We start from the raw sequence: 26,320 nt of genomic DNA, 5'->3' as shown, positions 1-26,320 counted from the left end.
TCAGATACAATTTCTCTAAAGATACACAACAATGGCATGACCAGATTTATTCACTTCGATGCTTATGGATGAGTATTAGCGCATGCTATTTACCAGGCGACCAAGCTTCTCGATCTCAACAATGACCTCGTCTCCGGGCTTGAGCCACTGTGGATCTTGCTTACCCATAAGCACTCCCTCAGGCGTGCCGGTGCTGACCACATCGCCAGGTTCCAGCGTAAGATACTGGCTTAAGTAACTAATGATATAGGCCACGGGGAAGATCATGTCGGCGGTCGTAGAATCCTGGCACAGCTCTCCATTAAGCCAACAGCGAATACCCAGGCGCTGGGGATCACCGACTTCATCGGCTGTGACCAGGTAGGGACCCACGGGTAGAAACTTATCAAGGGCTTTACCCAGCAGCCACTGGCTAGTGCGGAACTGGAGTTCGCGCGCACTCAGATCGTTGGCATTGCAGTAGCCCAGGACCGAAGAGAGGGCCTCTTCGACGCCGACAAAGCGCGTCTGCCGCCCAATGACCACGGCCAACTCCGCCTCGTAATCATACTGAACGGCATTCCCGGGTAAGGGAACCTCCTCACCGCTGGCGGCGAAGCTATTGGCATACTTGGGGAAGAGCACCGGACTCTCAGGGACCGCCATGCCCGATTCAGCCGCGTGGCGCCTGTAGTTAAGACCAACACAGATGATCTTGCCAGTGCGCGGCACACAGAGGCCATACTGGAGGGACTCTTCAGCCAGCAGCCACGTCCCCGGCTGCTCCTGAGCCTCTACTACCTTGAGCAGATGGCGCAAGGCCGCAAGGCCTCGCTCGCCTGTGGCAAATACCTCCTCAATGGTATCTGGCACAAATTCCGTCGAGTGCGCAAACAGCTGCTCGCGCGCGACCACGACATCCACAACGCCTCGTGTGGTCTGGATACCCAAACGTGGCCCGGCGGGCGATTGAAAAGTAAGCAAACGCATATAAAATATCCTCCTTATAGTGGCTTGTTCAAACCGTACCATGCGCCACAGCTTACTGTCAAATTCGGGCACCATTCTTCTTTACCCTTTGAGAGGTGGTATTGCAAGAGTATATTCCAGGACATGCTGCAAATGGTGGACCAGAAAGTCTTGATCGCAGGCCATATTGAGCGTGGTCGCGCTCACGATAAAGGGAGGATATTGAGAGCAGTTTTTTGTGAGCAGCACGACCGGAACCCCTTGCTTAGGCAGTAATGAGTGGATATGGTCAATAAAGCTTGCACCATCTATGCCCTGTAGCTGCTCATCTACCAGTACGAGATGAGGTTGGACCGCCGCCAGAATTTTGAGGGCCTGGAGGACGTTGATCGCAAAGATCACCTGGTAGGGAGTTGCCTCTTTAATGGCTTGAGACAGTCCAAAGCCAGAGTTAATATCGGATGCTACCAGGAGGACTCTTTTCTGGGATACTTGCCTCGACATAGTTCGCATTACTCTCCTCCTCTCATGATCTCTTGCATACATGGGCCCTCTTTGCGTCTTCTAGCAATTCAAGTTCAGTTCAAGCCCAAAGGCGCTGCTGCTGCCTAGGACGAAGGCTCTGCCTCTTTGGCTTGATTGCGCTTGCTTCCAATTGGGAACGGACAGGCGGTGTAGGCTGGAGGCTGGGAATAACCTCTCGCCCCAATAACTGGATCGATTTGAGGGCATCTTCATGCTCTATACCCGCAGCATGCACCTGGCACATGATCTCCTCAAACGAGAGCTGTTCCTGGCAGGCTTGTAGTTGTAGAGCCACCTGCTCTGGAGTACCAAGGATGACATTTAAGCGCTGCAAAATATCTTGATACTCCCTGGTATCTGTCCGTCCATCCCAGGTAATACCACAGTCAAACTGTGCATAGCGCGCAATCGCCTTGTTAGTCTGGAACTGAGCCTCCTCAAGCGTTTCAGCCACAAAGACAAAGCGCAATACCGAGACATGTCCCCGCTTGCCAGCAAGCACCTGGCGATAGTCAGTAATCAATTGCCTATGCTGCTCGAACTGGCCGACCCTGGGCACAAGCAAACCATATCCCTGCTGGCCCGCAATCCTGGCGGTCGAACCATTGGCCGCGAGCCAGAGAAGTTGTGAGGCGGCGCGACGCGATTGAGGCTGCAAGCTGACATCGCGATACTGATAATGACGCCCTTGAAAGTCAATACGCCTTTCATCAAAGGCCTGACGCAAGGTCTCCGCGATCTCAAGCATACGCGAGGTTTTCTCTTCCAGAGGAACACCAAATTGGGCGAACTCTTCGCTCTTCCTCGCACTCCCTGAACCAATCCCCAGGCGGAGGCGCCCACCAGAAAGCTCATCTAAGAGCGCCACATCCTCGGCCAGGCGCAAGGGATTATACAAAGACGCCTCCACAACCGCTGTCCCCAGTTCAATATGTTGCGTTAAACCGCTGAGATGGGCCAGGTACAGTAGCGACGAGGGCATACGCCCATAGGCTGCAAAATGGTGCTCCGCCAGCCAGATAGCATCAAAACCCGATATATCCGCAGCAATCGCCTGAGCCTCGACCTCCTGATAGAGTGTCGTTGTCACCTGCTCAGGGTGGACATCAAAATTATAGAAGAGGGAGAAGCGCATCCTTACTCCTTTCGCTTACTACTTATCCGAAACCCTGAGCGCGCTTGTCCCCGAATGGGGAAGCCCTAGGCATGCCAGTGACGTTGCCGTGTCCCCGAATGGGGAGGTTTCGGAATAAGATCTTAGCCGTTACACCGATAGGCAGAAACGCGACACGTCCTTGCCCTTTAATATGATATTGTTGATCAATAAAATCAACATAAATATCATAACTAGTAATGGATGCGTTTGTCAAGCTGCGAAAAACTGGTTGGCTACTCCTCCTGGAATACCTGCTTCTGGGCTGCTCCCATGTGTTTGTGGCAAAAGGCGGTTATCTGCGCTAACTTGCCAATAACGACCACGCTATCTCCCCTGGTGATGACCAGGCGCTGTGTAGGAGTGCTCAATATAGATCCGTCGCGCTTAAGCGCTACCAGCACCACCCCCTGGTGCAACAGCGTATTCTGAGCATCTCGCATTGTTTGACCAATAATTTTCGCCGTTGGCGCAAGCTCCACCTCTTCAACCACCAGGTCTCCAGTCTCAGCTTGCATGATCGCTTCAAAGAGCTCAACCATGGCTGGCTCATAGACCAGGTTAGCCATATAGTGACCGCTGATCGTGTAGGGTGAGAGCACGCGATTCGCCCCTGCTAGCTTGAGCTTGACCTTGGTTTCATCGCGATTGGCGCGTGCTACAATGAATAACTCACGCTTGAGATGGCGCGCCGAGAGAGTGATCGAAATATTGTGCGCATCATTATCGGTCGCCACCAGCACGGTCCGCGCATGCTCAATGCCTGCCTCGCGCAAGATATCATCCCGCGTCGCATCGCCCTGCAGAGCCAGGTAGCCACGTTGCAGGCAGGTTTGAATATTCTGCTCATTCTCATCGACCACGATAAAGACCTTCTGCTCCTCCGTGAAATCATCGGCTATCTGCGAACCAACACGCCCAAAGCCACAGATAATACAATGGTTGCGTAAGGCCCCGATTTTTCTATCCATGAGATGCCTCCTGACCGCCTGATTAAAATGTCCCTCGATGATAAACTCCATGCCCGCGCCAAAGGTATAGAGGAGCGAGCCGACGCCAAAGACGACAACAAATAAGGTAAAAATGCGACCGGCCTCGGTATCTGGATGTGAGCTACTACCTATCGTGGCCATCATATCCACAGTGGTATAGAGGGCATCGAAGAAGGAGAGCTGCTCAATCTCCATGTAGCCAACCGTGCCCACAATAAGCACGGTCAGCACCAGCACAATCGCGATTTGCAAGTGCCTAAAGGATGGCACCCGCGAAAAGCCACGCAAGGTGGGCGTATGCGCATGTAACGAGCGTTTACGGATCATTGAATGGCACCAATCACTCAATCAGGAATGACAAAGATTCGGCTTGTGTTCTATAATCTAGAGAATTGCAGAGAAATTGGATAAAGGAACTTATGGGAGAATGAATCGACAATTCTATCATACACACACCGTTCGCTATGATGAATGTGATAACTATGGCTATCTCACTCCAGCGGCATTCTTACGCTATATGCAGGAGATCGCTTCTCTAGATGCTGAGGACATACAACTGGGGGGAGAGGGCTACTGGATCGTAAAGAGGACCGTTATTTCCTTCGCGACTCCAATCAAGATACATACCAAACTTGATTTAAAGACCTTTGGCATGGGCTTCACACGCATTACTGCACAACGCGGCTACGCGGCCTACCTGGCGGGCGAACCACACGATACGCCTGTAGTTAGCGCGCGCACGCTCTGGGTCTATGTGGACAAGCGTGGGCGTCCTACGCGTATGCCCGAAGGTACAGCCGAAATATGGCTACCGGATGGTCCGCAACCTCAGCAGCCAGAGGCGCCACTATCCCCTTTTCCCGAAAGCGAGCCACACCGCTCTGAGGCTACAGTACGCTTCTCCGATACCGATTTAATGCAGCACATGAACAACGCAGCCTATGTTGAGGCATTGGATAATGCTGCCTGGGAGGCCTATGCGCAGGCTGGCATTACGCCCGACAAGGCCATGCCCCGGATCCGCTCCTACGACATCGAGTATGCCGAAAGCATTCGTTTTGGCGAGCAATTCGCAATCCAGAGCTGGTTCGACCCCTGGCCTACGGCTGGAGAGGAATTCAGCCGCCTGCAACGCATCACGCGTAATGGAACTGTGGCAGTACGCGCACACTCCCGCTGGCTCTGGCACACTCAAGAGCTTTAGGGTACAAGACAATAATACAAGCATTTTTCTGTCACCTTTCCCGTCGAAGGTTCGTGCCTTACCTTGTGCCTGTATGGAACATACTATACAGGTACATAAGGTACCGTAGACAACATATACCCAACCTTTGAGAAGGAGGAAACAACTCGTTATGGCAGAAATTAATCCAATTCAGGTTGAGAAACACCTCAAGGGCATAGACTACCCGACGAGTAAAGATAACCTGGTCAAGCACGCGCAGCAACAGGGTGCCGACAAAGAGATAATGGATGCCCTGCAAAAGCTACCAGACGAGACATTTAACAAGCCTACCGATATCACCAAAGCGATCGGCCAGATCAATCGCGAATCACGGTAACATTATTCCGAAGGAACAACGCTACGTACGTGCGCCTACGCATTCGGACAAAATGTAAGCCCAACGCGTAGGTGCTCACGTACCACGTATGTAGCGCAATCGCAAAAGGCGTTTTTATAGCCCACAAAGGTAGATATCTATGAGCAAACAAGGTCATAAGAAAGAGCGTGGCGACATCCAGAGGCGTCCAAGCCATGCGGAAATAGATAGCCAGCGGCAGCAAACGCCAGATGACAGCACCATGCCAGAGACAAATGACGCAGGTGATGCCATCAGCGAGGATTCACTCTACGACGCCAGTGGAGCCGCGACAGGAGGCGGAGTTGACACCCCTACGGCCGTGGAGGAAAGCACGGAGAAGGCCGTCAGAAAGCACCATCCTATCAATCAAGGTAGCAGCTCCTATACAGGCGGCGGATCCGATAACGGCTCAAATTTGTAGGGAAATATATGTCATTGCATCACCCGGCATGCTCTCTTAGCCAGGCAATCAGGTCTGCATCCAGGCGGGAGCGGTCATGCTCAAACTGGCTATCATGGTGGTAGCCGGGATAGTCCTTCCAGGTCTTATCGTGACTGGCCAGGTGCTCGTAGAGCTTCCGGTTGGTCTCAATAGAGACAGCGGCATCATCTTCAGCCTGTAAGACAAGCGCGGGGATCGTGACCTGCCTGGCCTGGGCGAGCGCCGCGAGACGCATCTGCAAGATTTGGACGAGCATGGCCGCCGTCTGGCGCTTCCCCCAATAGGTATCCGCCTCCAGCATCCGTATAGCTTCAGGATTGATTGTCATTGACTTCGCGCCATCACCAACTGTCCAGTAGCGCCGGGAACCCAGGAGACCTCCCACGAGGATTTGCAGCACGACCAGCGAGGGAACCTTCGCCGTGTCCTGAATCCAGGAGTTGAGCAGGATCACTCCGGCCAGGTCCTCGCCATGTCGAGCCGCGACATAAGTGGCAAAGAGGCCACCCATGCTATGTCCTAGGAGATATATAGCCGCCTCTGGGTGACGCTTGCGTATTTCGGCGAGCATAAATACAATATCATCTATATAGGTGCGATAGCGATCAATATGACCAGCCATTCCACCCGAGTGGCCAAAACCACGATGATCCATGGCGTAGACCGTAATGCCCTGCTCCGCTAGGACATTGCCCAGGTCAATATACCATCCACTATGTCCGCCGAGCCCATGCAGGATCAAGAGCACGCGCGTGGCATGCTCATTGACCCAACCACGCACAAAATGCGGGCAACCGTCCGCCGTGAGCAGTGTCTCGGTAATCGCACGCACGTCAGGGATCTCTCGCATGACGCCCCAATCACCCGGCGCCTCTGGCTGAAAAGACATATTCAGACCTCCTCAAAGCAGTACGAGCATCCCGGGCGCACGCTCCTGGTATTATATTTGACCAATCAAGCGAGCCAGGCGCTCTCGTTCATCTTTGGCATTTGCCACAACGATGGGCATCACCAGCAATTCATCCAGGCGAGATGTCAGCAGCTTCTTTAAGTGCTCCGCAATTGCCGCTTCATCCCCTGCGACAACCAGGTTCTCAAGCAACGCGTCACTCAGCTCACCCTCGGGTGAAACGGGGAAACCTGCCTCGGCAAACATACTGACATAGAAAGGCAGATGCCCATAGTACCCCAATTGCTTGCGTGCCGCCACATTTACCGCCTGCCGATCCTGGCTGAGAGCCACCGGAATATGTGCCACCAGGGGCGGGATCTGGCGCCCAGCCTTTATGGCTCCAGCTCTTAGCGCTGGCAAGGCCTTCTCAAGCAGGTAAGGAACCGGGCAAACCCAGGAGAGCGCGCCATCGGTCAGCTCACCCGCCAGGCGAAAAGCCCCCTCGCGCAAGGCAGATATCAGAATCGGCGTATGCGGCGCGCGTGGAAGTGTGCCTTTGACCGCAAAGAAGCGCCCCTGATGCTCAACTTTACCATCCCAGAGCGCCGCACGCAAGATCGTCACATACTCACGCAGGTGCTCCTGTGGGCTCTGCATAGGGATACCATAGCCTCCCTCAATAATCGGCCGATGGCTTGGACCCACACCCAGACGCAAACGCTCTGGAGCGATGTCACTTAAGGCCAGGGCTTGCTGCGCCAAAGCCAGGGGATGACGTGGATACGTGGGCACAATAGACGTTCCCATGCGAATACTCTGCGTCTGCACCGCAGCGGCTGCGAAGATAGTTAGCGTATCGGGAGACAGACCCCCTTGCGTCATCCATACCTGGCGCACACCAGCCTTTTCTGCCGCCACAATCGCGGCAATAGCCTCAGATGCGGTCGCACCGGATACCGCCAAACCTACCCGCTCGCGCACGATTTTCTCATATGTTGACATACCATGTATTTCCTTTCAAACCTTGTGATCGAGAGGAGATATGTTGTAATACTGGTAACAATCATACCAATACTCTTATTCTACTAGATTGGATGGTATACCTTGGCCTTTAGCTTTCTTCACCACCTCGAATGCCCGCGCTGTCACGCGAGCTATGATCCAGATGCTCAGGCGCATCTCTGTACCTGTGGCTCACCCCTGCTCGTACGCTATGACCTGGAGGCTGCAAGCAAACAGCTCAACAAGCAAGAGTTACAGAGGCGTGAGCCCTCGCTCTGGCGCTATCACGAGCTGCTGCCAGTTCGCTCGCCAGAGAATGTCGTCACCCTGGGCGAAGGCATGACGCCGCTCATTCCCCTCAAACGTCTGGGGGCGCAGCTGGAGATACCTAATCTCTATGTAAAAGATGAGGGCGTGATTCCTACGGGCAGCTTTAAGGCGCGCGGCGCCGCCGTGGGCGTGTCACGTGCCAAAGAACTGGGCGTTAAAACCCTGGCCATGCCAACCAATGGCAATGCCGGAGGCGCCTGGGCGACCTATGCCGCGCGAGCAGGTATCGAGGCCGTGATCGTCATGCCCGAGGGAGCACCAACCATTACGCGCAATGAATGTGCCATCAACGGCGCGAGACTCTTCCTGGTCAATGGCCTGATCAATGACGCGGGAGCCATCGTCGGGCGTGGCGTCAAGGCCCACGGCTGGTATGAGGCCTCGACCCTCAAGGAACCATACCGCATCGAGGGCAAGAAGACGATGGGCTATGAACTCGCGGAACAGTTCGCCTGGGATGTCCCCGATGTCATTCTCTACCCCACCGGTGGCGGCGTAGGCATCATCGGTATTTACAAGGCTCTGCGCGAGCTACAGCAGATGGGCTGGATTGGTGAACGCCTGCCACGGCTGGTCGCGGTTCAGGCCACAGGTTGTGCTCCCATTGTCCAGGCCTGGCAGGAGGGCAAGCCTGACTCCCAGCTCTGGCCTAACTCGCGCACCATTGCCTTCGGCATCAACGTCCCCAAGGCCCTGGGCGATTTCCTCGTACTCGAGGCGGTCCGCAACACCGATGGTTGCGCCATTGCCATCAGCGATGAGGAGCTGCTCCAGGCTCAATCCAGGCTGGCCGCCACGGAGGGTCTCTTCGTCTGCCCCGAGGGCGCTGCCACCCTCGCCGCCGCGGAACAACTACGCGCCAGTGGCTGGATCAAAGCAGACGAGCATGTAGTCTTGCTCAACACAGGCACGGGCCTCAAATATCCCGATACGGTCCAGGTAGAGGTTCCACTACTCCAGCCGCAGGATGAACTGCCAGTGGCTTAAGAAAAAAGTGCAGCAAAAAGGGTGTGGGTGGAAAACTGAGCTTCGCTCAGTTTTCCACCCACACCCTTTTTGCTGCACTTTAACAATTGACAAGCAAGAATCCTATACGGTATAGTTAATAAGGATATTATTAGTATCTTGATAAACTAAGTCAACATATTTTGCGGGTAGCGGCATAAGAGCATGAGCGCAAAGGGGCGACTTGCAGGCTTCCATAGAGGGAACGGTGTGTTGATTTAGGTCATAACGATGACAGACTATCCTGATAGGCATATAGGTAAACGGAGTTCCTGCATGAAGCTATTGCTCAGTTGCATTTCCACGCAACACTCGACGCTCAAACAACACTGGACCCAGACGCGCGAGGAGACCTCCTGCCCGCTGACCGTCCTTGGAAGCAAACAGAAGCCTGGGGGTGACCTCGGTGGCCTGGTCTGCCTTATCGATGACCTGGGGGCCACACAGAAGGTGCTCAACCTGAGCATGGCGGCTGGGCTGGCACCATTCGAGAAGGATGTCCTGGTCACCACCTTTGATAGCATTCACCGGGTTGATACGCAGCTGCAAACCCTTCAGAGCGATTTTATTAGCTCTCCGCTCTTCAATGCCCTACACTCTGTCTCACGCACCCGGCGCGGCTATCTCGTCGCCAGCACAGGCATTGACCTCCTGGTCGAGTTCAGCCCCACGGGCGAGGTGCTCTGGACCTGGTGGGCCACCGACCATGGTTTTACCCACACCCCTACAGGCGAGCTACGTGAGCTTGACAAAGAGGCCGACCACCGCATCATCAAATACGGCACGCTCCAGCAGACCACGCATGTGAACTCGGTAGCCGAGCTACCCGATGGGCGCGTCCTGGCGACCCTCTTTCACCAGGGTACGGTTATCGCCATTGATCGCGAAAGTGGGAAGTGGGAGACCATCCTTGAAGGACTAGATCATCCCCACTCGGTACGCATCCTGGATGAGGAGCATTTTACCGTCGCCGACACCGTCCACGGCAAAGCCTTGCTCGTACGCCTCAATTCCTCCGGTCATGGCACCACGATTGAGGAAGAGGTGGATGCAGGCACAAGCTGGCTCCAGGATTGCAGCTATAATGCGCAGCATAACGCCTGGGTGCTCGTCGATGGCAAGCATACGCGCATCCTCCTGAAGCGTGGGCGCAAGAATGGCGAGGTCGAGCAGCAGAACATTGCTCAATTCGACCTCAATCCCGAGTGGCGTCTCTACGAAGCCTACACCTTCTAGCATAAGAACCCATATATTTTTCTATCAAGGAAGAGAGTCAAGCATGGCAAATACAGGATTTACGATCTGGTTGACAGGCCTCTCCGGGGCCGGGAAAAGCACCCTCTCCGATGCCCTTGAGAAGCGCCTGCGACAGCATGGACGCAATGTTGAGATTCTCGATGGCGACATCGTACGTACCCACCTGAGCAAGGGCCTGGGTTTTAGCCGCGAGGACCGCGATACCAATATCAAGCGCATCGCCTTCGTCTGTGGCCTACTCACACGCAATGGCGTAGTGTGCATCTCAGCCGCCATCTCGCCTTATCGCGAGGCTCGCGAGTGGGCACGTCAGGAGATCGGCAACTTTGTCGAGATCTACGTGAAATGCCCCATCGAGGTCTGTCGCGACCGCGATGTCAAGGGTCTCTACAAACTGGTGGACGAGGGCAAGATCAAGAACTTTACCGGTGTGGATGATCCCTATGAGGAGCCAGAGCATCCTGAATTGATCATTGAGACCAATACCGAGACTATCGAGGAGAGCGTGCAGCGCATCCTGCACAAACTCGTGGAGCTAGAGTACCTGGATGCCAGCTATCTCGAAACACCAATTTCAACCCTGTAGGGGCCAAGCTGGCTTGGCCTTAGTCCGAGCAAGCTCTGACCCTACGACATCGCACCCATAGAATTCTTATTTAGAGTAAAGGCAGGATAGATACTCATGACAGACGGCTTGATTGCTCCTCATGGCGGCACATTGATCATCAACCTCGCCAGCCAGACCGAACAACAAGAGCTTCGTGAACGTGGCCAGGCGCTTCCTCAGATCGTCATCGGCTCGCGGCAGCTCGCGGACCTGGAACAACTGGCCAATGGTGCCTATAGCCCCTTGAAGGGCTTTCTCAACCGCGCGGATTATGAGAGCGTCGTAAACACAATGCACCTCAGCAATGGTCTCCCCTGGTCTGTACCCGTTACCCTGGCAGTCTCAAGCGAGCAGGCTGAAAAGCTCCAGGAGGGTTCCGAGGTCGCGCTCTTGGATCAGGCAGGCGAATTACAGGCTGTACTGACGCTGGAAGAGAAGTATACCTATGATAAGCGACACGAGGCACGCCAGGTCTACCGCACCGAGGAAGAGGCCCATCCAGGCGTCAAGGTTGTCTATCAGCAGGAAGATGTCCTGCTTGGTGGCCCCGTACGCATCGTGTCCTTGCAGCAGCAGAACTTCGCGCAGTATCGCTACACGCCCACGCAATCGCGCCAGCTCTTCGCCGAGCGCGGCTGGAAACGCGTTGTAGGCTTCCAGACTCGCAATCCAGTGCATCGCGCGCATGAGTATATCCAGAAGTGCGCCTTGGAAACAGTGGATGGCCTCTATCTGCATCCCCTTGTTGGTGATACTAAGAGCGATGATATTCCCGCCGCTGTACGTATGCGCTGCTACGAGGTGCTGCTGGAGAACTACTATCCGGCGAATCGTGTCCTTCTGGGCGTACTCCCAGCCTCGATGCGCTATGCTGGCCCACGTGAGGCCATCTTCCATGCCTTAATGCGCAAGAATTATGGCTGCTCACACTTTATCGTGGGCCGCGATCACGCGGGCGTCGGCAACTACTACGGCACCTATGACGCGCAAAAGATCTTTGCCGAATTTGATCCCGTCCTGCTCGGTATTACACCCATTTTCTTTGAAAATGCCTTCTTCTGTCGTGAGTGCCAATCCATGGCCTCACAGAAGACCTGTCCGCATAGCGCGGAGCAGCATGTGGCCTTGAGCGGAACAAAGGTGCGCCAGTTGCTGCGTGAGGGGACGCTCCCACCACGCGAGTTCTCGCGTCCAGAGGTCGCCCGCATTCTTATCGAGGCTATGCGCGAACCCGTGGCGTAAGGGCGCGCCACATACCTGCTCTGTGACAAATACGACGGCGTATGCGAAGCAAGCTTTCACCTAAACGAGTTCGCTTTACTCTATTAACTTTTTTCAAGGAGTAATCAAAGGAATGAAACAGAAGCTCCCACACAGCTGGAGTATCCTGGCCCTGTTTGCTTTGCTCGCCGTTGCTCTGCTTGGATGCACCGGGCAGGACGCGAATGCCAGCAGCAATGGCAAGGTTACGGTCCACCTGGGGTATTTCCCTAATATCACCCACGCCGTCGCGGTCGTCGGCGTACAGCAAGGGACGTTCGCCAAGGCGCTTGGATCAAACGTCACGCTGCAAACCACGACCTTTAACGCGGGACCCGCGCTCATTGAGGCCCTCTTCGCCAAGAGCATTGATATCGGCTATGTCGGCCCAAATCCGGCCATCAATGGTTATATCAAGAGCCAGGGTTCAGCGCTACGCATCATTGCCGGGGCTGCCAGCGGTGGCGCCTCTTTCGTGGTACAACCAAATATTAAGACGCCCGCTGACCTGGCTAATAAGAAGCTGGCCACACCTCAGCTCGGCAATACTCAGGACGTTGCACTACGCAACTACCTCCAGAATCATGGTCTGCAAAGCACCGATAAGGGTGGCAATGTCCAGGTTATCCCAACCGATAACGCCAATATTCTCTCCCTGTTCAAACAGGGCAAGATCGATGGCGCCTGGGTGCCTGAGCCTTATGCCACCCGCCTGGTGGTTGAGGGCAAGGGCAAGGTTCTTGTCGATGAGCGCACCCTCTGGCCCGAGGGACAGTTTGTGACGACCAATGTCGTCGTACGCAAAGCCTTCTATGATCAGCATCCCGACCTGGTCAAGAAGTTCCTGGAAGCCCATGTCGATACCGTTGGCTATATTCAGAGCCATCCCGACGACGCCAAGAAGATCATCAACGGCGAGCTCAAGCGCCTCTCAGGCAAAGCGCTCCCACAAAATGAACTCGATCAGGCCTTCGCCAACCTGAACATCACCTATGATCCACTGCCCAGTGCCCTGTACAAGGCCGCTGACCAGGCTTTCGCGCTCGGCTTCCTGGGCAAGAGCAAGCCCGATCTGAAGAACCTGTATCAGCTCAGCGATCTTAATGCGGTCCTCTCTGCCAAAGGGAAACCGACCATCTCTACCCCATAATTTCGGGGAGTAGGTGCGATGGATGCTGTGCTGATAGCCGCAGGCTGCCAGCACAGCATCCATCGCACCTACTAACTCTGGCAAGCGCCGCGGGCGCGAGTCGTTATGCCAAAGGTGTGTGCAAGCTATAGCAGGAGGAAAAGAGATAATGCTTCGGCGCTCGCCAGTTATTGAGTTACCGTCCCAGCTTCAGAGTGTATCTGAAGAGCCTAATGGGATCCCTTTGAAAATAGAGCAGGTCAGCAAAACCTATGCTGGGCGCGCACAGGCCGTCGAGGCATTGCGCCCGGTCAGCCTGGACATTGAGGCGGGCGAGTTTGTCTGCTTTGTTGGTCCCAGTGGCTGTGGCAAATCGACCCTGCTCAGCATTATCGCGGGCCTGGAGAGCGCCAGTAACGGTACAGTCTGGGCCAGCAATAAGCCCGTGCAGGGACCAGGTACCGACCGCGTGCTGCTCTTTCAGGAGGCAGCACTTTTCCCCTGGCTCGATGTACGTGGCAACGTCGAGTTTGGCCTGCGCCAGGCTGGTCTCCCCGCGAAGAAACGGGCCTCGCTCACACAGAAGTTCATCGACATGGTCCACCTGACTGGCTTCGAGAAGAGCTATATTCACCATCTCTCGGGCGGCATGCGGCAACGTGTGGCTATCGCGCGTGCCCTGGCCATCAATCCGGCTGTACTCCTGATGGACGAACCCTTTGGCGCCCTGGATGCCCTGACGCGTGACCGCATGTATGCTGAACTTGAAAGCATCTGGTCGGCAACACAAAAAACGATTGTCTTTGTCACCCATAACGTGCATGAAGCGGTGGCCCTGGGTGACCGCGTAGTCGTCTTCTCACCTCGGCCTGGCACGATTGTGCGTGACTTCCGCATTGATCTCCCCCGGCCACGCTCGCTGGAAGATCATCACCTGGTAGACCAGGCTGCCGAGATCCTGGCGGTTCTGAAGGGTGCCATGGGAGAACAAGAGGTGGTACACAATGGCTAAGGCGACCGCTCAACTTTCGACACCGCAAACAGCGACACGCCCAGCATACGCGGCAATTGGTCCCTGGCTGCGCCGCCTCGTGTTCTACGCACTTTTACTCCTGGCGTGGCACATCATAGCTATCCTGAACATCTGGCCCTCCTATTCTCTGCCGGGTCCGCTGACTGTGTTCGCCTCCCTGGTAGACGGCATCAGTAGTGGTCAGTATCTCCAGGGGGCGCTGGTAAGTGTGCAGAGACTGGCGATTGGCTACGCGATTTCGCTCGTACTAGGGGTAGCGCTAGGCGCGCTCATCGGGCGCTTCCGCCTCCTGGAGGAGACCGTGGGTTCGTTGATCCTGGGTCTGCAAGCCCTGCCCAGTGTGTGCTGGCTCCCGCTGGCCATCCTCTGGTTTGGCCTCACGGAACAGGCGATCACCTTTGTCGTCGTGATGGGCGCCCTCTTCTCGATTACGCTCGGTGTCGTCAATGGCATCAAGAATACGCCCCCGCTGTATGTCAGAGCAGCGCGCACGCTCGGCACACGCGGCATACGCCTGGCCACGCAGGTCATTCTTCCGGCCGCGCTACCCTCTATTATAGAGGGGCTGAAACAGGGCTGGACCTTTGCCTGGCGCTCATTGATGGCCGCTGAACTGATTTACGTCTCGCTGAGCCTGGGCAACCTGCTCAACAACGGACGTGACCTCTCCGACGCGTCCCAGGTCATGGCCGTTATGCTCATTATTATCGCCATCGGCGTGGCAATTGATACGCTCATCTTCGCCAATATCGAACGCGGGATACGCGAACGCCGTGGACTCCAGGGTTAAATACGGCTTTTTATAAGCATAAGAAAGGTGTTAAACCTCTATGCGCGTGGTTTTGACGATTGCTCGCTCCATTCGCGACGTCTACATCCTCATCGGCGTATTCGCCACGTTTCTGGTCGCGCTGGCCCTGCACTTCACCGCGACCTGGAGTACAAACGTGGCGCAAACCTGGATCGCGCAACCTGGACATTTGATAGCAGTCCTCATCTTCATCGATGGCCTCTTTGTCTGCTGGCAATTTACCGAGAGCATCGCCCAGGACCGCCGCGATACCCGAGGCTGGCATCGCTGGGCTACGATTGTCCTGGTCACAGGCGTGCTGCTGGCGGTAATCGGCGTCGCGCTAGCTCTCTATGCCACACCAATCACCTGGAGCACACTGCTCTTTCTCATGGCAGCCTCGCGCCTGCTCTTTATCCTCATCCCCTTTCTCCTGCTGGCCGCCCAGCAGACTCTAGAGGAGCGCCTATCAGCAAATAAGCACACGATCTGATGTATACAGCCTGAGGAACGCCTGAAGCCAAAAAGCAAATAAGCGAGCGCAAATGACGCAGCAGTAATCGCCTGGCTTGGATGTGGGGACTATAGTGAATAGAGAGCAGTCAACGTAGCTTGATATGTAGGCGCGTGCTTTAGCAGCGCAGGTCATGCCCCCATCTGGAAATGTGTGTGATGAAGGCCTTCTTCCACATTTGCTATATACTTGGCGCACTCCTCAGCGCTCTCTTGCTGACAGGTTCCATTACTTCTCCCGCTTCACAGGCGTTAGCTCAGACGGCACGCAGAGAGGCTGGCCTGACTCCTGCTGAGCAGAACTCAGTCACGATTCTTGTCCTGGATATGTCCGGCTCGATGAGCACGAGTGATCCCGCTGGCCTGCGCTGCTCGGCGGCCAATGCTTTTATCGATCTAAGCGGACCCGGCAACTATATCGGCGTCGTGGCCCTCGATGGCAATGGCGCGACCGGCGGACCGCATAATTTTCCCCTGGCTCAGAGCTGGGCCAACCCCGGCGAGATGGCAACGCCCTTGCAGCACCAGGCTCTGCAAAAGACCATCACAGAGCAATCGCATCACTGCCAGCCCAATAGCACGACACCGACCTATGATGCGCTACACAGAGCGCTTCAGATGCTCCAGCAGGCTACTCAGGATCAGCCGCGCGCAGGCTCGGTCGTGCTCTTGACCGATGGCAATCCCGATCCAGGCACGAATGACCAGGTAAATGCCATTCAAAGCGAACTTCTCCCACAATTTAAGCAGCACAATTGGAGCATCGATACCATCGCGCTGGGCAATAACGCGCCCATCCAGGCCGGAACACCCTACCATTCATTCCACGAGTTTCTCAGTGGTCTCGCCAATGCGACCTCGGGCAAGTTCTATGACGATGCCAACGGGGTTATCCAGGGTCAGCCCTCGCCCCTGAATATCGCACCCTTCTTTGTGGATATCTTCGCCCGCCATAATCACCGGACGGTCGGCGATGATATCGGCCTGACCCAGCCCAATGGCAGCGTCAGCCGCGCCTTCAATGTGACCAGCTATACCGATAACCTGGACGTAGTCGTCATTAAGGATCAGCCAGGTACTACGGTCGCACTCCAAGATCCGCAGGGACATAACATCAGCGCACAACCGGGCGTCTTTGTCTCCAACGTTGACCCCTACTATGTCATCTACTCAATTGACCGCCCCCAGCAGGGAGACTGGAATCTGACCGTAACTGGCTCCGGGCACTTCCTGATGAAGAGTTTAAAGGCTTCGTCACTGGCACTCTCAGCCCTCGATATCTCACAGGCCAACCTGCAAAGCGGCGCACAATCAGCACTGGCCTTGGGCCAGCCTATCACGATCAGCACTCACCTGACCTATCATGGCGAAGCAATCACCGATAATACCGTCTCACTCAGTGGTCATGTCGCCTACAACGGCGCCGGGGGCCAGTATAGCCAGGACGTCGCGCTCAATAGCAAGGCAACGCCTGGGACGTATACCGGCACCATCTTTGTGCCTGAGAACGCCCCCTCAGGCTCCTACGATATCACGGTCAATAGCTATAGCGTCAGCCTTGCGCACACGCTCAGCAGTCAGTTGCGCTCGCTGCGCCTCGAACATTTTCCCGAGCCCAACCTGCTCTCCCCAGCGACACAGCAACCGACCGACCAGGAGATTACAGTCCAGACAGTTGAGTGGGACCCGGCTCTGCGCCTACTCTATAGTCTGCCACTCCAGCCCATAGAGTGGATGAGCCAGTGGCCGCTCCAGGGAATTCCAGCTCTACCCGCCGCCTCGATCGAGGGGCAGACATTGCTGCGCCAGCAGGCATATGCTCACGCCCAGGTGCGGGCCGAGGCGATCCCGCCCAACGCGAAAGATCCAGTTCCCGTACAGGTACAAAACCGCCAGGATGGACGCTTTGCGCTAACACTGCCCAATGCACAAAGCGGACCTTACCGCCTGCTCTTCCATACACGCGGGAGTTTCGCCGATAGCCATGGCGACTTCGGAACGATTCAGCGCTCCCTGCGCGTCGCCCTGGTCGCTCCCACCTGGCTTCAAACGCTGCGGGCCTGGTTGATTACTCTGCTCTATTGGCTGTTCTTGCTGCTCCTGGTGCTGCTCGTGCGCTATGCGCTCCTGCCTCATCCCTTCGGCGAGGTGCTGGTCAGCCAGGAGGGCGAGGCTGTAGGCAACATCCGCCTGCAACGCGCGCGTCGCGGCCCTCTCCAGGCGCTGCTACATCCCCAGTTCCTGCGCTCGCGCCAGGCTGGTCTCCCGCCCGGCCTCCGCCTCCGCTTCAAACACAGTGGTGGTATCGAGGTGGCCAGGGATAATTTCGCCAACACCTCCTGGCGCAAGAGTGATGGCGAGCCAGTTCAGCCGGCCTTCCAGGAGCTACACGAGTTACACTATCGCCTACCAGAAGAAAATCCAGGCGAGGCGATGGCTACCTATCATATTCAAGCCCGTCACGCTCCCAACACAGAGGAAAGCAAAAGGCTATATGAAGAATCGAGTCGGCCTGATACCTCCTCTTCCAAGTCCAAATGGCACCAGAAGAGGCGCAAAGCTGCCCGCATAGACAACTATGAAGATGACATCTTTTAAAGTGGTGTATTCAGGAGAAAAGGCTTGTAGGGGCAGAGCTTGCTCGGCCTCCGAGCGCAGCGACTTGCCTGCGTCAGGGTGCCAGTCTGTGGGCCGAAGAGTCCATGCAAGCATGGACCCTACAAACTTGGTGAACTACATATCGCGCCATTATATGTAGACGCGTGCTTTAGCAGCGTCGGCCCACTAGAAAGAGACTTGTATGGCCAGCATGCATGAAGATGAGATCCGTTTAGAGTCTGAACTTCCGGCGACGGTCGCGGCATCACGCGTCCTAACACCTAACCTGGTGGTGCTTCTTGGGAGCACCTCGGCCCTGGCCGGTCTCGAATTGATGCGGCATATGCGAGTCCTCAAGCCAGGCGATCAGCAGCGCGTGGCCCTGGTCTACATCGATACCGACGATCCTCCGGCCCCCTGGTCGAGTTTCGCCACCAGCACAACAATGTCTTCCTGGAATTTCCCCTGCACATCTCGGTCCCCATTGGCATCTCCAGCGCTACGCGCATCGATGCCAGTGACCAGCATACCTTTATCCAGCAGCGCATACCACAATACTTTACCAATGGCGCAGGAGGCATCCGCAACAACGGTCATGTCGCGGCCTGCTTCAATTATCAATATATTCATGAGGTGCTGGAGCATGCCCTGGTGGCTGTGGCGCGCCTGGGCAGCGAGCAGAATATCTCTAAGACTGTGGGCGTGCAGGCCAATATTGTCGCCTTCCTCGGCGGCGGCACCGGTAGCGGCATCCTGGTAGATATCGCCGTCATGATTCGCGAGATTCTGACGCACCACCAGTATAAGCAGCGCATCAATGTCTTCTGTATGCTTCCCGAGGCCATAAATGGCGCGACCGCCAATGACCTGCGCTGGCGCAAGAGCAATGCCACCGCCTGCCTGCTAGAGGTACTGGCCTATAGTCGCGCCGCCGCCACTACCCCCACTGGTGAGTATCAGAAATATATGCGTAACCGTATGCACCGCCTGACCAACGACCCTATCGCCAACGAGATCTATCTGATCGGCAATGCCTCTATGAACGATAGCATCGATACGGCGCGCATAGTCGGCATGGATCTCTTTCAACGGACAACGAACGCGGCTGGAGTTGGTTTCCTGGAGCATTCAAAGTGGCTGGATCGTCGCACCCTTGGTTCGACGGATGACCGTGGCCTGCCCACGCTTTTTGGCACGACCTGTCCGCTTGAGGTATGCTTCCCTGCCTCCGAAACGGCTCAAGCCTTCGCCCAGATCTCGGCCTCCTACCTGCTTCCTCTCCTCGCCAGTTATCAACCTGCCACGAGAGAGGCGGGCGAGAACGAGCGGCGGGCCTGGAGCAAGGAATGGAATGGCGTGGGGCGCATCGAGGCCGACGAGAGTAATCCCTTCGCCGTGCGCCTGGGCGTCTTCCGCAGCAGCGATTTCGAGGAGGCCTCGCAGGCCCATCTCGATCTCCTCTGGGCGAAACTAGAGCGCTTCGAGCGCAACACCGAGGCGCGTATGCAAGAGGTCATTGACTTGAAGGCCCGTGAAGAGCATCGACATATTGAAGGCGTCGACACCTTTGAGGAGAATGATACGGGTCAGACAAGCCTTTTTAACCGGCGCGTGCAGCATCTGCGTTCTCTCCAGCAGGAGTATCGCTTTATGTTTGAGCGCTTGCAGGAGGGAGAGCCGCCCAGGGTCCCCATGCGCCCCTATGAGCTTGAAGAACGACTTGTGCACCAGCCTCACCTGCCTGGCGCCCTGCGCCGCGTCACACGCGACTATGCCAGTGCCCTGGCTGAGGCTTACAATGAGCGCCTGCGCCGTCATGCCCTGGCTACGCGCTACCATCTGCTAGAGCATCTCCTGCATGATCTCAATGAACGCGTGCGTGAGGCCCTTAATCAATCGCTCTCCTGGTTTCAGAGCGCCAGCACCACCGAGCGGGCGCGTGAGCTGCGTCTGAAGGGCCAGGCCAGCATGGCCTGGTATGGCAAGCTAGAAAACCCTCACCCTCACCAGCGCCATCTCTTTGACTTGAGCACGCTGCGTACACTCAATGAGCACAACATCGCCGTGGAGCGCCTCTATCGCTGGTCCACGGCTGGAGACATGTCGCTGGAAGATGAGCAGCAGGCCATTAACTACCAGGACTTCATCAAGCCCTGTACCGAGTTTCTTGCGCGCACGACCAGCGCTCCCGGCAGCAATACGCTCTCCATTGAGCGCTATATCGCCGCCCGATTGGCGGATCGCGTGGTCGATTTCTTTCGCGAGTACTACACGAAACGCTTCGCGGATATGAATCTCTTTGAGCTCCTGGATAAGGCTACGCCACCAGCGTATAACGGGCAGACGCGTGGCGAGCAGATCAGCGGCTACTTCATCGCGCACCTGGAGCACATCTATGGCCTGCTCTCTAGCCTGGTGACCTTTGAGGCCGAACTCTGGCCGGAGGGCCCCTCCACGCTGGATAGCTCACTCTTTATGGGCCTGGCCTGGCGCGATGGCAGTCAGGAGGCCCTCTTCAAGCAGGCCCTACAACATATGAGCGCCTTCGCCAGTCATGGGCAGACCCCGCTGGTCAACGTCATGCATGATCCGCATAGCCTGCAAGTCAGCTATGGCCTGCACGCACTGAGCCTCAGCACGGTACGCGACTTCTATCTGGAACACAATAGCGCCATGGAATGCTACCAGCATTTCCAGCGCGCCTGGGAGGAGGGCCATGGCACGGGTCTGATGCCGGTCCATAGTTCAGGTGAGGCTGAGCGCCTGGTTACAGATAGGAACGCGCTTGGCTATGCTCTTCCCCTGCCCGAGATGGTCATCCGCCGCTCCTCGACTCCGGTGACACAACCAACGTCGCCAACAAGCGCTCAGAAGCCTGCTGAATCTTGAGAAAGGAGGGAGACCATGCGCGCGCCTATTTATCTCCGTTTTCGCCCGGGACTGGTCATCTTCGTCGATGAGACGGGGGAGCATATTTGCGCACAGTTCATGTTGCTCCTCCAACGGACAAAACCGGACAGCGTTCTCTGCCAGGGTATGGCCCTGCTTCAGCTCGACACACAGAAACGCACGACAACCCAGCTCTCCCTGACCCACCCACTTGAGCAGGCGCAAATATCCACAGCAGAAACCAGACCTTTTGAACTCCTGGTCACACAGACCTTGCAAGAGCTCCAATCCAACCAGCTCATCACGGGAATTACACGCGCGGGCTATCCTGTACCTGATCCTCGCGCGCAAATTTATATCGTTGGAGATCCCACGCGCAGCCCTCTCGCCCAGGTTCAGCAAGCCCTACAGGCTCAACTACAACGCGCCAATAACCATTCGTTCATCTGCTCTATGCTCCGCACCCAGCAGAGTAACCAGTTAGAAGCACCTCTGAAGCTTGCGCTCCCAACTCACTTCTGCTATCTCTATCAAGGGAACTCACTCCAGCCACAGCAGGCCTTTCTCTCGGAGGACGAGACCTGCTATGCCATGGCGGAGGCGCTCTTTACCCTGCTACTCACCAGTATCACGACCGAACCATTCTTCATGGAAATGATTCGTGGTGGCACCAGTCCGGCCACGCCAATTGTTGTGGGTAGCCTTAGCACCAGCCTGGTGCTCTCTCCCCAAGAGGCCATTCAAGACTACTGTGCGCTACGCCTTGGTAGAGACCTCCTTGAGCAATGGCGGCGCGGTCTCCAGGAAACGCCTATCGCGACAAGCAGGCAGGAAGAGCTACGGGCCGGAGCGCGTGGCTTCGCCCAGACGCTTACCCACTGGCTGGAGGACAGCCAGGAGCGTCCCCTCACCAATATCAAACGCGGCTTCCATTGGAGCATGTATCCGCGCCAGCATCCAGAGCACCTCGCCCCCAGCCTGGATGGGCTCCGCTCCACGCCTCCATCTCAGCTACCAAACGCTGAAGACACAGCTCGGCTACACAGCCAGCTTTCAGAGCAAGCGCAGGCGCTCTTCGCCCGCTTCTGGCCCGAAGCAGTACAGCACGCCTTCACTCACCAGCCTGGAGCGGCTATGAACTGGAGTGAGCTGGTCACGTGTCGCGCAAAGAAGGCTCCTGAGCGCTATAAGGCATGGAATGCTAGCGCCACGCTCGCCTGGCAGGCCATGTCTACACTCATCACCACAAGGCTTCAGCAGATCATTACAGACACCAGCCAGGTTGATGAAACCGGGCTACATCTCGCCATGCTCTATATCGACGAGTTTACCTCGCAGGCGGCACAACTCGAAAGGCGCTGCCTCGCCTGGCAGAGCCGCCATCAACGAGGCTATAACGAGATCATGCGCACATTTGCAGCACGCGCTGGCCTCCCTCAAGCCACGCCGACCGCTCCTGAAAAGCCACCTCAAGCAGACAAACAGCCTTCCCCAGACCTGAGCGCTGAAGAGGCAGAAATCGCTCAACGCCTGGGGAAGCGTCTCACTCGGCGTGAGGCTCGCGTACCTTCTCCAGCGGCCCAGGCCTTGATCGCACTCCCTTTTCTCATTGCCGTACTCATCACTCTGCCTCTCCTATATCCCATAAGCATATTAGCGAACATCATAGCAGGCGTGAGCACAACCACATTTCTCGCGCATGGGCTCTTTCATTATCAGCGCCAGCAGGCCGTGCGAGTCGCCCGATCCGACCTGCTAAGCTTCCATCGCCTGGCGTATATCCACCGCTGCGAGCTTCGCGAGGACGAACTTCGCGCAAAGCTCATACAGGAGCTACAGGAAAACGTCCACGATCTACGTGAGCGTCTGCATGACCTGGCCCCATGCTTTGTAACTCTACGCGACCAGTTTAGCGAGCAGGCCGAGCGCCTTCAGCAGGAGCTCTACAACAGCCCTGCTGGATCGCGCGACGTGCTTGTAGTCAATGGGGAGCTCTTGCAACATGGGTCGAGGAATACATTTGAGGAGATCGTCGAGCAAGTTAATAAGATGCGCACGCTCGCCCCCGTACAGCCCTGGCATCAGACCCTGCCAGCCATCCAGCAACACTTCTTGCGCACGCTTACAGCGACAGGCCAGAGCCTGCCTACCAGCAACCAGGATAACCTGCGCCGCCAGCTCATAGCCTTCGCCCGGGAGACTGTACAACCATACTGCTCCGGCGAGATGACGGAACTCGGTCCGGCTCTTACGAAGGATGATGCCTGGCGCGAAGCCTTCACGCAGGCACGTAAGCTACTCTACCAGCCGGGACCGGGCATGTCTGAGCAGAGCATGACCTTTGTGTGTGGACGTGAAAGAGAGCTACAACGGAATGTGCTCCATATCCCTGACGATGCCTACCCTGTATACCTGCCCGAAGCACATCCCTGGCTCATTATCGCCACCTTTAGTCGCGGCAACTTGCTTACAACGGAGGAAAGCTATGCCAGAACCTACACCTACGCCCACCCCGACGACAGCTCAAACTCAGCGTGAAGAGCCATCATCTGAGTCCTTGAGAGGCATTATTCGCCAGTATGCTGGTTGGTACCCGCGCTGGTGGCTCCTGGCCGCGTTTCTCTGTACGTTTGCCATTGTTGTGGGCATGCTGACCTGGGATGGTCTGCTTTGTCCCTCAACCAGGATTAGCAATAGTGACGCGCTCATCTGCCACGTGCCCGATGTCCCCTATTTCTTCCAGATCCTGCTCATCTGGCTGCTCTTCGGCCTCATCTGGCTCCTCACCTTCACCTTTGGCTTTAAACTCGCCGAACTGCCTAGCGACCAGCCAGGAACATTCAGCTTCGGTAGAATCTTACACGCCTGTACGGCGTTTGAGCCGCTGCATCCCGCGCTCCTGGCTCAAGGGGCTATCTCCTTGCTCCTCATTAACACCATGTGGTGGCACGACAATTCACCGCCCATCCCCTTTGCCCTGCTGGCGATCAGCGTCTTCATCGCCCATTGTAGCCTCTTTCACCACAGCCCACCTGCGCGGCATCGCCTCTATCTCAGCACTTACGGCCTGCTCTGCCTGCTCCTCTTGCTTGCCGAGATTCTCTTCAAGCGCAATTTTCAAGCCCGCCTGAGAGATGAATGGCTGCTCCTGACCATCGAGATCCTGCTTGTATTCGTTGGCATTGGCGCCATCTTCTGGCACTCCCAGCCCACCAGGCCAACCAGGCACCAGTTACCAGCCAGCATGAACGCCTCCATCTCGCCACTCACCGTCCTGAGCAGCCTCTGGCCCTTTAACCACCTCTTCCCACCCCAACGGTAATTGCTGACCTCCCATATCGCACGCGCCCAAAGACTTTCACAGGGAAATTTTGTCCGGACAAATTGCCACGTAAGAGCCTGGGAAGTCATCGCGTGCGATGACTTCCCAGGCCAACCAACAGTAGCCGCGTACGCCAGTAGCGGACGTGCTACCGCTGGCTGGCTGTATATGCGGCGTTATTCTGCTCGATCTGGCGAATGTGGACGAGATCGTGCTCGGCCCAATGCTCAAGCCACTTCTCAACGGTGAAATCGCCGTAGCCAGGGTGGAAGCCTGTACGCGCCCAATCCTCCTCGCTCAGGAAGGTCAGGATGTTCAGGCTGGCCGCACGCTGAATAGCGAAGTCGTGTAATAACTCGCTCACGGCATCACGTGAGGTGTTGCGATGGCTATGCCACTTCTTCTCATCATTATCAGCAAGCGTAGGATGTTCCTCTTTGACCATACGCTCCACACGCGTGCGCATGACAAACATCTCGTCGTCTACCAGGTGAGCCAGGATCTCACGCGTGCTCCACTCCTCCGCGCCTGGGCGAAAGTCCAGCGCCCCATCGCTTAAGCTCGCCGTCAATTCCGCCAACACCCCATGCGTCTGCTCCAGAGTAGCAATTAACTGAGCACGATTTGTATTCATAACACTTTCATCCTTATCTCTCAAAATATGCAAACTAACCTATCCCTACTCTAACACACCTACAAGCCCAGGCGTTAGCAATAGCTTTCGATTGCACCCATCATTTTTTTTGATACTACAGAGAAATTCTGAGAAAATACAAAATTCAGTCAAATTTTGCGTTAAATCGCGCCCCTAAATCGCGACATAGAAGTAATAGACATGATAGACTACTTCGAGAGGGACGCACCGATGGAGAATATGGACGAAGCTATACACCATAAAGCGATACAAAATATAGAAACTATCCTTAGCAGCGAGAGGCCGCGCCTGCTGCGCCTCTGCACCCGCCTGACCGGAGACGCACACGTGGCGGAAGACCTGGTACAGGAGACATTGCTAGAGGCCTGGAAACATCTAGAGGGCCTGCGTGAGCCAGAGAAGATTTCTGCGTGGCTGTCAGGGATCGCGCGCAACGTCTACCTGCGCTGGGCACGCCAGCAGGGACGCCAGCAGGAGCAAAGCCTTCATCTACAAACAGAGCCAGATGAGAGCCTGAACATCCTTGAAGAGACGCTGGCCGATGACTTTGACATGGAGGTCGAGCTGGAGCGCAAAGAGCTGGCCGAACTGCTGGACCGCGCCATGGACCTGCTTCCACCCGAGACCCGTACCTCGCTCCTTGAGCGCTATGTGCGCGAGTCATCGCTCTCCGAGGTCGCCAGCCTGATGGGTGTCAATATTCATACCGCCTCCATGCGCCTCAAGCGCGGAACCCTGGCCCTGCGCCGCGTCCTGACCGACGAATTTAAACTGGAAACGGAAGCTTATGCCCCCAATGAGAACGTCGAATGGACCCAACTCGCGCTCTGGTGTCACCACTGTGGACAACAGCGCCTGTTAGGCAAGCTCGACCCGGTACAGGGCGACCTCTACTTAAAGTGTCCCGCCTGCTGTCCGCGCGCGAACGACTATGTGTCCTGGAATACCGGCATCAAGTTCCTCGAGGGCTTCAAGACCTTCAAGCCCGCGATCTCGCGCCTGGATAAATGGGCCAGTGGCTATTACCGTACCGCTCTACGAGAAGGCTCCGTTACCTGCATTGATTGTGGTAACCAGGTGCCTCTCAACTTTGGCATACCCGCCGAAACCTCAAGCTGGATTCGTCAACGCAATGCCATCGTCATTGATCTACTTTGTAATCACTGTGGCTCCCGCTGCCATACCTGCATGGATACCCTGGCCTTCGACCTGCCAGAGGTCCAGGCCTTCCGCCACCGCTATCCACGCATTCGCCTCCTGCCACCTCGCAGCATTGAGGCCGAGGGCGTACCCGCCCTCGTCGCCACCTGCGAGAGCATTACCAGCGCGGCCAAAATTGAGGTCGTTGCGACCCGCGAGCGCTTCGATGTGCTCAATATCTATGGAGGTTAGGCA

At 56.2% G+C, this 26,320-nt stretch carries 24 protein-coding genes; 16 read left to right on the top strand and 8 right to left on the bottom strand.

Going from position 1 to position 26,320, the window contains the following annotated elements:
• Positions 1-75: 75 nt before the first annotated feature.
• The 4 genes from JMJ04_RS39055 to JMJ04_RS39040 all read right to left on the bottom strand — a co-directional run bounded on the left by JMJ04_RS39055 (position 76) and on the right by JMJ04_RS39040 (position 3,945).
• A complete protein-coding gene (locus tag JMJ04_RS39055; RefSeq protein WP_201375762.1) occupies positions 76-969 on the bottom strand; it encodes a fumarylacetoacetate hydrolase family protein in 894 nt (297 codons plus the stop codon).
• 81 nt (positions 970-1,050) lie between these two features.
• Positions 1,051-1,452, bottom strand: a complete 402-nt coding sequence (locus JMJ04_RS39050) for a response regulator (RefSeq protein ID WP_201375761.1) — start codon at positions 1,450-1,452, stop codon at positions 1,051-1,053.
• 79 nt (positions 1,453-1,531) lie between these two features.
• Positions 1,532-2,608 (bottom strand): LLM class flavin-dependent oxidoreductase, encoded by a 1,077-nt coding sequence (locus tag JMJ04_RS39045; RefSeq protein WP_201375760.1) that lies wholly within the window; start codon positions 2,606-2,608, stop codon positions 1,532-1,534.
• Between the two features lie 254 nt (positions 2,609-2,862).
• Positions 2,863-3,945 (bottom strand): potassium channel family protein, encoded by a 1,083-nt coding sequence (locus JMJ04_RS39040; protein ID WP_201375759.1) that lies wholly within the window; start codon positions 3,943-3,945, stop codon positions 2,863-2,865.
• Positions 3,946-4,045: 100 nt separating this feature from the next.
• Between JMJ04_RS39040 and JMJ04_RS39035 the strand changes: the two genes are divergently transcribed.
• The 3 genes from JMJ04_RS39035 to JMJ04_RS39025 all read left to right on the top strand — a co-directional run bounded on the left by JMJ04_RS39035 (position 4,046) and on the right by JMJ04_RS39025 (position 5,622).
• On the top strand, positions 4,046-4,822 hold the full coding sequence (locus JMJ04_RS39035) for an acyl-[acyl-carrier-protein] thioesterase (RefSeq protein WP_201375758.1): 777 nt from the start codon (positions 4,046-4,048) through the stop codon (positions 4,820-4,822).
• Between the two features lie 151 nt (positions 4,823-4,973).
• Positions 4,974-5,180 (top strand): DUF2795 domain-containing protein, encoded by a 207-nt coding sequence (locus JMJ04_RS39030; RefSeq protein WP_201375757.1) that lies wholly within the window; start codon positions 4,974-4,976, stop codon positions 5,178-5,180.
• Between the two features lie 139 nt (positions 5,181-5,319).
• Positions 5,320-5,622 carry a hypothetical protein gene (locus JMJ04_RS39025; protein WP_201375756.1) on the top strand — a complete coding sequence of 101 codons (303 nt, stop codon included), beginning with the start codon at positions 5,320-5,322 and terminating at the stop codon, positions 5,620-5,622.
• A gap of 19 nt (positions 5,623-5,641) precedes the next feature.
• On the opposite strand, the gene JMJ04_RS39020 is transcribed toward JMJ04_RS39025, so the two are convergent.
• Both JMJ04_RS39020 and JMJ04_RS39015 read right to left on the bottom strand, forming a co-directional pair.
• Positions 5,642-6,532 carry an alpha/beta hydrolase gene (locus JMJ04_RS39020; protein WP_201375755.1) on the bottom strand — a complete coding sequence of 297 codons (891 nt, stop codon included), beginning with the start codon at positions 6,530-6,532 and terminating at the stop codon, positions 5,642-5,644.
• A 51-nt stretch (positions 6,533-6,583) separates the two neighbouring features.
• Positions 6,584-7,537 (bottom strand): LLM class flavin-dependent oxidoreductase, encoded by a 954-nt coding sequence (locus JMJ04_RS39015; protein WP_201375754.1) that lies wholly within the window; start codon positions 7,535-7,537, stop codon positions 6,584-6,586.
• Between the two features lie 102 nt (positions 7,538-7,639).
• Here JMJ04_RS39015 and JMJ04_RS39010 point away from each other — a divergent pair, with 102 nt between their 5' ends.
• The 9 genes from JMJ04_RS39010 (at position 7,640) to JMJ04_RS38970 (ending at position 18,059) form a co-directional block, all read left to right on the top strand.
• On the top strand, positions 7,640-8,854 hold the full coding sequence (locus JMJ04_RS39010; protein WP_201375753.1) for a threonine synthase: 1,215 nt from the start codon (positions 7,640-7,642) through the stop codon (positions 8,852-8,854).
• Positions 8,855-9,148: 294 nt separating this feature from the next.
• Positions 9,149-10,108, top strand: coding sequence for an aryl-sulfate sulfotransferase (locus JMJ04_RS39005; RefSeq protein WP_201375752.1), 960 nt, complete (start codon positions 9,149-9,151; stop codon positions 10,106-10,108).
• Complete coding sequence (gene cysC / locus JMJ04_RS39000) at positions 10,029-10,715, top strand: adenylyl-sulfate kinase (protein ID WP_268887422.1); 687 nt, start codon at positions 10,029-10,031, stop codon at positions 10,713-10,715. The genes JMJ04_RS39005 and cysC overlap by 80 nt, the downstream gene beginning before the upstream one ends.
• A 96-nt stretch (positions 10,716-10,811) precedes the next feature.
• Positions 10,812-11,978 carry a sulfate adenylyltransferase gene (gene sat / locus JMJ04_RS38995; RefSeq protein WP_201375750.1) on the top strand — a complete coding sequence of 389 codons (1,167 nt, stop codon included), beginning with the start codon at positions 10,812-10,814 and terminating at the stop codon, positions 11,976-11,978.
• A gap of 112 nt (positions 11,979-12,090) precedes the next feature.
• The gene (locus tag JMJ04_RS38990; protein ID WP_201375749.1) at positions 12,091-13,146 is read left to right on the top strand and encodes an ABC transporter substrate-binding protein; all 1,056 of its coding nucleotides are present in this window, start codon (positions 12,091-12,093) and stop codon (positions 13,144-13,146) included.
• 148 nt (positions 13,147-13,294) lie between these two features.
• Positions 13,295-14,137, top strand: coding sequence for an ABC transporter ATP-binding protein (locus JMJ04_RS38985; protein ID WP_201375748.1), 843 nt, complete (start codon positions 13,295-13,297; stop codon positions 14,135-14,137).
• A complete protein-coding gene (locus JMJ04_RS38980; protein ID WP_201375747.1) occupies positions 14,130-14,948 on the top strand; it encodes an ABC transporter permease in 819 nt (272 codons plus the stop codon). Before JMJ04_RS38985 ends, JMJ04_RS38980 begins: the two co-directional genes overlap by 8 nt.
• A gap of 40 nt (positions 14,949-14,988) precedes the next feature.
• Complete coding sequence (locus tag JMJ04_RS38975; RefSeq protein ID WP_201375746.1) at positions 14,989-15,441, top strand: hypothetical protein; 453 nt, start codon at positions 14,989-14,991, stop codon at positions 15,439-15,441.
• A 176-nt stretch (positions 15,442-15,617) separates the two neighbouring features.
• Positions 15,618-18,059, top strand: coding sequence for a vWA domain-containing protein (locus JMJ04_RS38970; protein WP_201375745.1), 2,442 nt, complete (start codon positions 15,618-15,620; stop codon positions 18,057-18,059).
• A gap of 387 nt (positions 18,060-18,446) precedes the next feature.
• Here the strand turns inward: JMJ04_RS38970 and JMJ04_RS47465 are convergent, their stop codons facing one another.
• The gene (locus JMJ04_RS47465) at positions 18,447-18,656 is read right to left on the bottom strand and encodes a hypothetical protein (protein WP_236038891.1); all 210 of its coding nucleotides are present in this window, start codon (positions 18,654-18,656) and stop codon (positions 18,447-18,449) included.
• Between JMJ04_RS47465 and JMJ04_RS38965 the strand changes: the two genes are divergently transcribed.
• From JMJ04_RS38965 to JMJ04_RS38955, 3 genes are read left to right on the top strand one after another with little or no spacing between them, the layout of a single operon-like run.
• The gene (locus tag JMJ04_RS38965) at positions 18,567-20,948 is read left to right on the top strand and encodes a tubulin-like doman-containing protein (RefSeq protein ID WP_307811808.1); all 2,382 of its coding nucleotides are present in this window, start codon (positions 18,567-18,569) and stop codon (positions 20,946-20,948) included. The two genes, JMJ04_RS47465 and JMJ04_RS38965, sit on opposite strands and share 90 nt — an antisense overlap.
• 15 nt (positions 20,949-20,963) lie before the next feature.
• Positions 20,964-23,486: a hypothetical protein gene (locus tag JMJ04_RS38960; RefSeq protein ID WP_201375744.1), complete on the top strand. Its 2,523-nt coding sequence runs from the start codon at positions 20,964-20,966 to the stop codon at positions 23,484-23,486.
• A complete protein-coding gene (locus JMJ04_RS38955) occupies positions 23,434-24,270 on the top strand; it encodes a hypothetical protein (protein ID WP_201375743.1) in 837 nt (278 codons plus the stop codon). Before JMJ04_RS38960 ends, JMJ04_RS38955 begins: the two co-directional genes overlap by 53 nt.
• A gap of 148 nt (positions 24,271-24,418) precedes the next feature.
• Here the strand turns inward: JMJ04_RS38955 and JMJ04_RS38950 are convergent, their stop codons facing one another.
• A complete protein-coding gene (locus tag JMJ04_RS38950; protein ID WP_201375742.1) occupies positions 24,419-24,904 on the bottom strand; it encodes a DinB family protein in 486 nt (161 codons plus the stop codon).
• Between the two features lie 240 nt (positions 24,905-25,144).
• On the opposite strand from JMJ04_RS38950, the gene JMJ04_RS38945 reads away from it, so the two are divergent.
• Entirely contained in the window at positions 25,145-26,317 is a 1,173-nt protein-coding gene (locus JMJ04_RS38945; protein WP_201375741.1) for an RNA polymerase sigma factor, read from the top strand.
• The last annotated feature ends 3 nt before the right edge of the window (positions 26,318-26,320 follow it).

Origin of the sequence: Ktedonobacter robiniae (assembly GCF_016587375.1) — a bacterium.
GTDB classification, from domain to species: Bacteria; Chloroflexota; Ktedonobacteria; order Ktedonobacterales; family Ktedonobacteraceae; genus Ktedonobacter; species Ktedonobacter robiniae.
This window is presented reverse-complemented; position numbering and strand designations above follow the sequence as displayed.

Excerpts from the sequence above, each read along its gene's own strand:
- JMJ04_RS39055 (WP_201375762.1), bottom strand. The coding sequence starts at position 969 with ATGCGTTTGCTTACTTTTCAATCGCCCGCCGGGCCACGTTTGGGTATC.
- JMJ04_RS39050 (WP_201375761.1), bottom strand. The coding sequence starts at position 1,452 with ATGTCGAGGCAAGTATCCCAGAAAAGAGTCCTCCTGGTAGCATCCGAT.
- JMJ04_RS39045 (WP_201375760.1), bottom strand. The coding sequence starts at position 2,608 with ATGCGCTTCTCCCTCTTCTATAATTTTGATGTCCACCCTGAGCAGGTG.
- JMJ04_RS39040 (WP_201375759.1), bottom strand. The coding sequence starts at position 3,945 with ATGATCCGTAAACGCTCGTTACATGCGCATACGCCCACCTTGCGTGGC.
- JMJ04_RS39035 (WP_201375758.1), top strand. The coding sequence starts at position 4,046 with ATGAATCGACAATTCTATCATACACACACCGTTCGCTATGATGAATGT.
- JMJ04_RS39030 (WP_201375757.1), top strand. The coding sequence starts at position 4,974 with ATGGCAGAAATTAATCCAATTCAGGTTGAGAAACACCTCAAGGGCATA.
- JMJ04_RS39025 (WP_201375756.1), top strand. The coding sequence starts at position 5,320 with ATGAGCAAACAAGGTCATAAGAAAGAGCGTGGCGACATCCAGAGGCGT.
- JMJ04_RS39020 (WP_201375755.1), bottom strand. The coding sequence starts at position 6,532 with ATGTCTTTTCAGCCAGAGGCGCCGGGTGATTGGGGCGTCATGCGAGAG.
- JMJ04_RS39015 (WP_201375754.1), bottom strand. The coding sequence starts at position 7,537 with ATGTCAACATATGAGAAAATCGTGCGCGAGCGGGTAGGTTTGGCGGTA.
- JMJ04_RS39005 (WP_201375752.1), top strand. The coding sequence starts at position 9,149 with ATGAAGCTATTGCTCAGTTGCATTTCCACGCAACACTCGACGCTCAAA.
- cysC (WP_268887422.1), top strand. The coding sequence starts at position 10,029 with ATGGCGAGGTCGAGCAGCAGAACATTGCTCAATTCGACCTCAATCCCG.
- sat (WP_201375750.1), top strand. The coding sequence starts at position 10,812 with ATGACAGACGGCTTGATTGCTCCTCATGGCGGCACATTGATCATCAAC.
- JMJ04_RS38990 (WP_201375749.1), top strand. The coding sequence starts at position 12,091 with ATGAAACAGAAGCTCCCACACAGCTGGAGTATCCTGGCCCTGTTTGCT.
- JMJ04_RS38985 (WP_201375748.1), top strand. The coding sequence starts at position 13,295 with ATGCTTCGGCGCTCGCCAGTTATTGAGTTACCGTCCCAGCTTCAGAGT.
- JMJ04_RS38980 (WP_201375747.1), top strand. The coding sequence starts at position 14,130 with ATGGCTAAGGCGACCGCTCAACTTTCGACACCGCAAACAGCGACACGC.
- JMJ04_RS38975 (WP_201375746.1), top strand. The coding sequence starts at position 14,989 with ATGCGCGTGGTTTTGACGATTGCTCGCTCCATTCGCGACGTCTACATC.
- JMJ04_RS47465 (WP_236038891.1), bottom strand. The coding sequence starts at position 18,656 with ATGACCGTTGTTGCGGATGCCTCCTGCGCCATTGGTAAAGTATTGTGG.
- JMJ04_RS38960 (WP_201375744.1), top strand. The coding sequence starts at position 20,964 with ATGCGCGCGCCTATTTATCTCCGTTTTCGCCCGGGACTGGTCATCTTC.
- JMJ04_RS38955 (WP_201375743.1), top strand. The coding sequence starts at position 23,434 with ATGCCAGAACCTACACCTACGCCCACCCCGACGACAGCTCAAACTCAG.
- JMJ04_RS38950 (WP_201375742.1), bottom strand. The coding sequence starts at position 24,904 with ATGAATACAAATCGTGCTCAGTTAATTGCTACTCTGGAGCAGACGCAT.
- JMJ04_RS38945 (WP_201375741.1), top strand. The coding sequence starts at position 25,145 with ATGGACGAAGCTATACACCATAAAGCGATACAAAATATAGAAACTATC.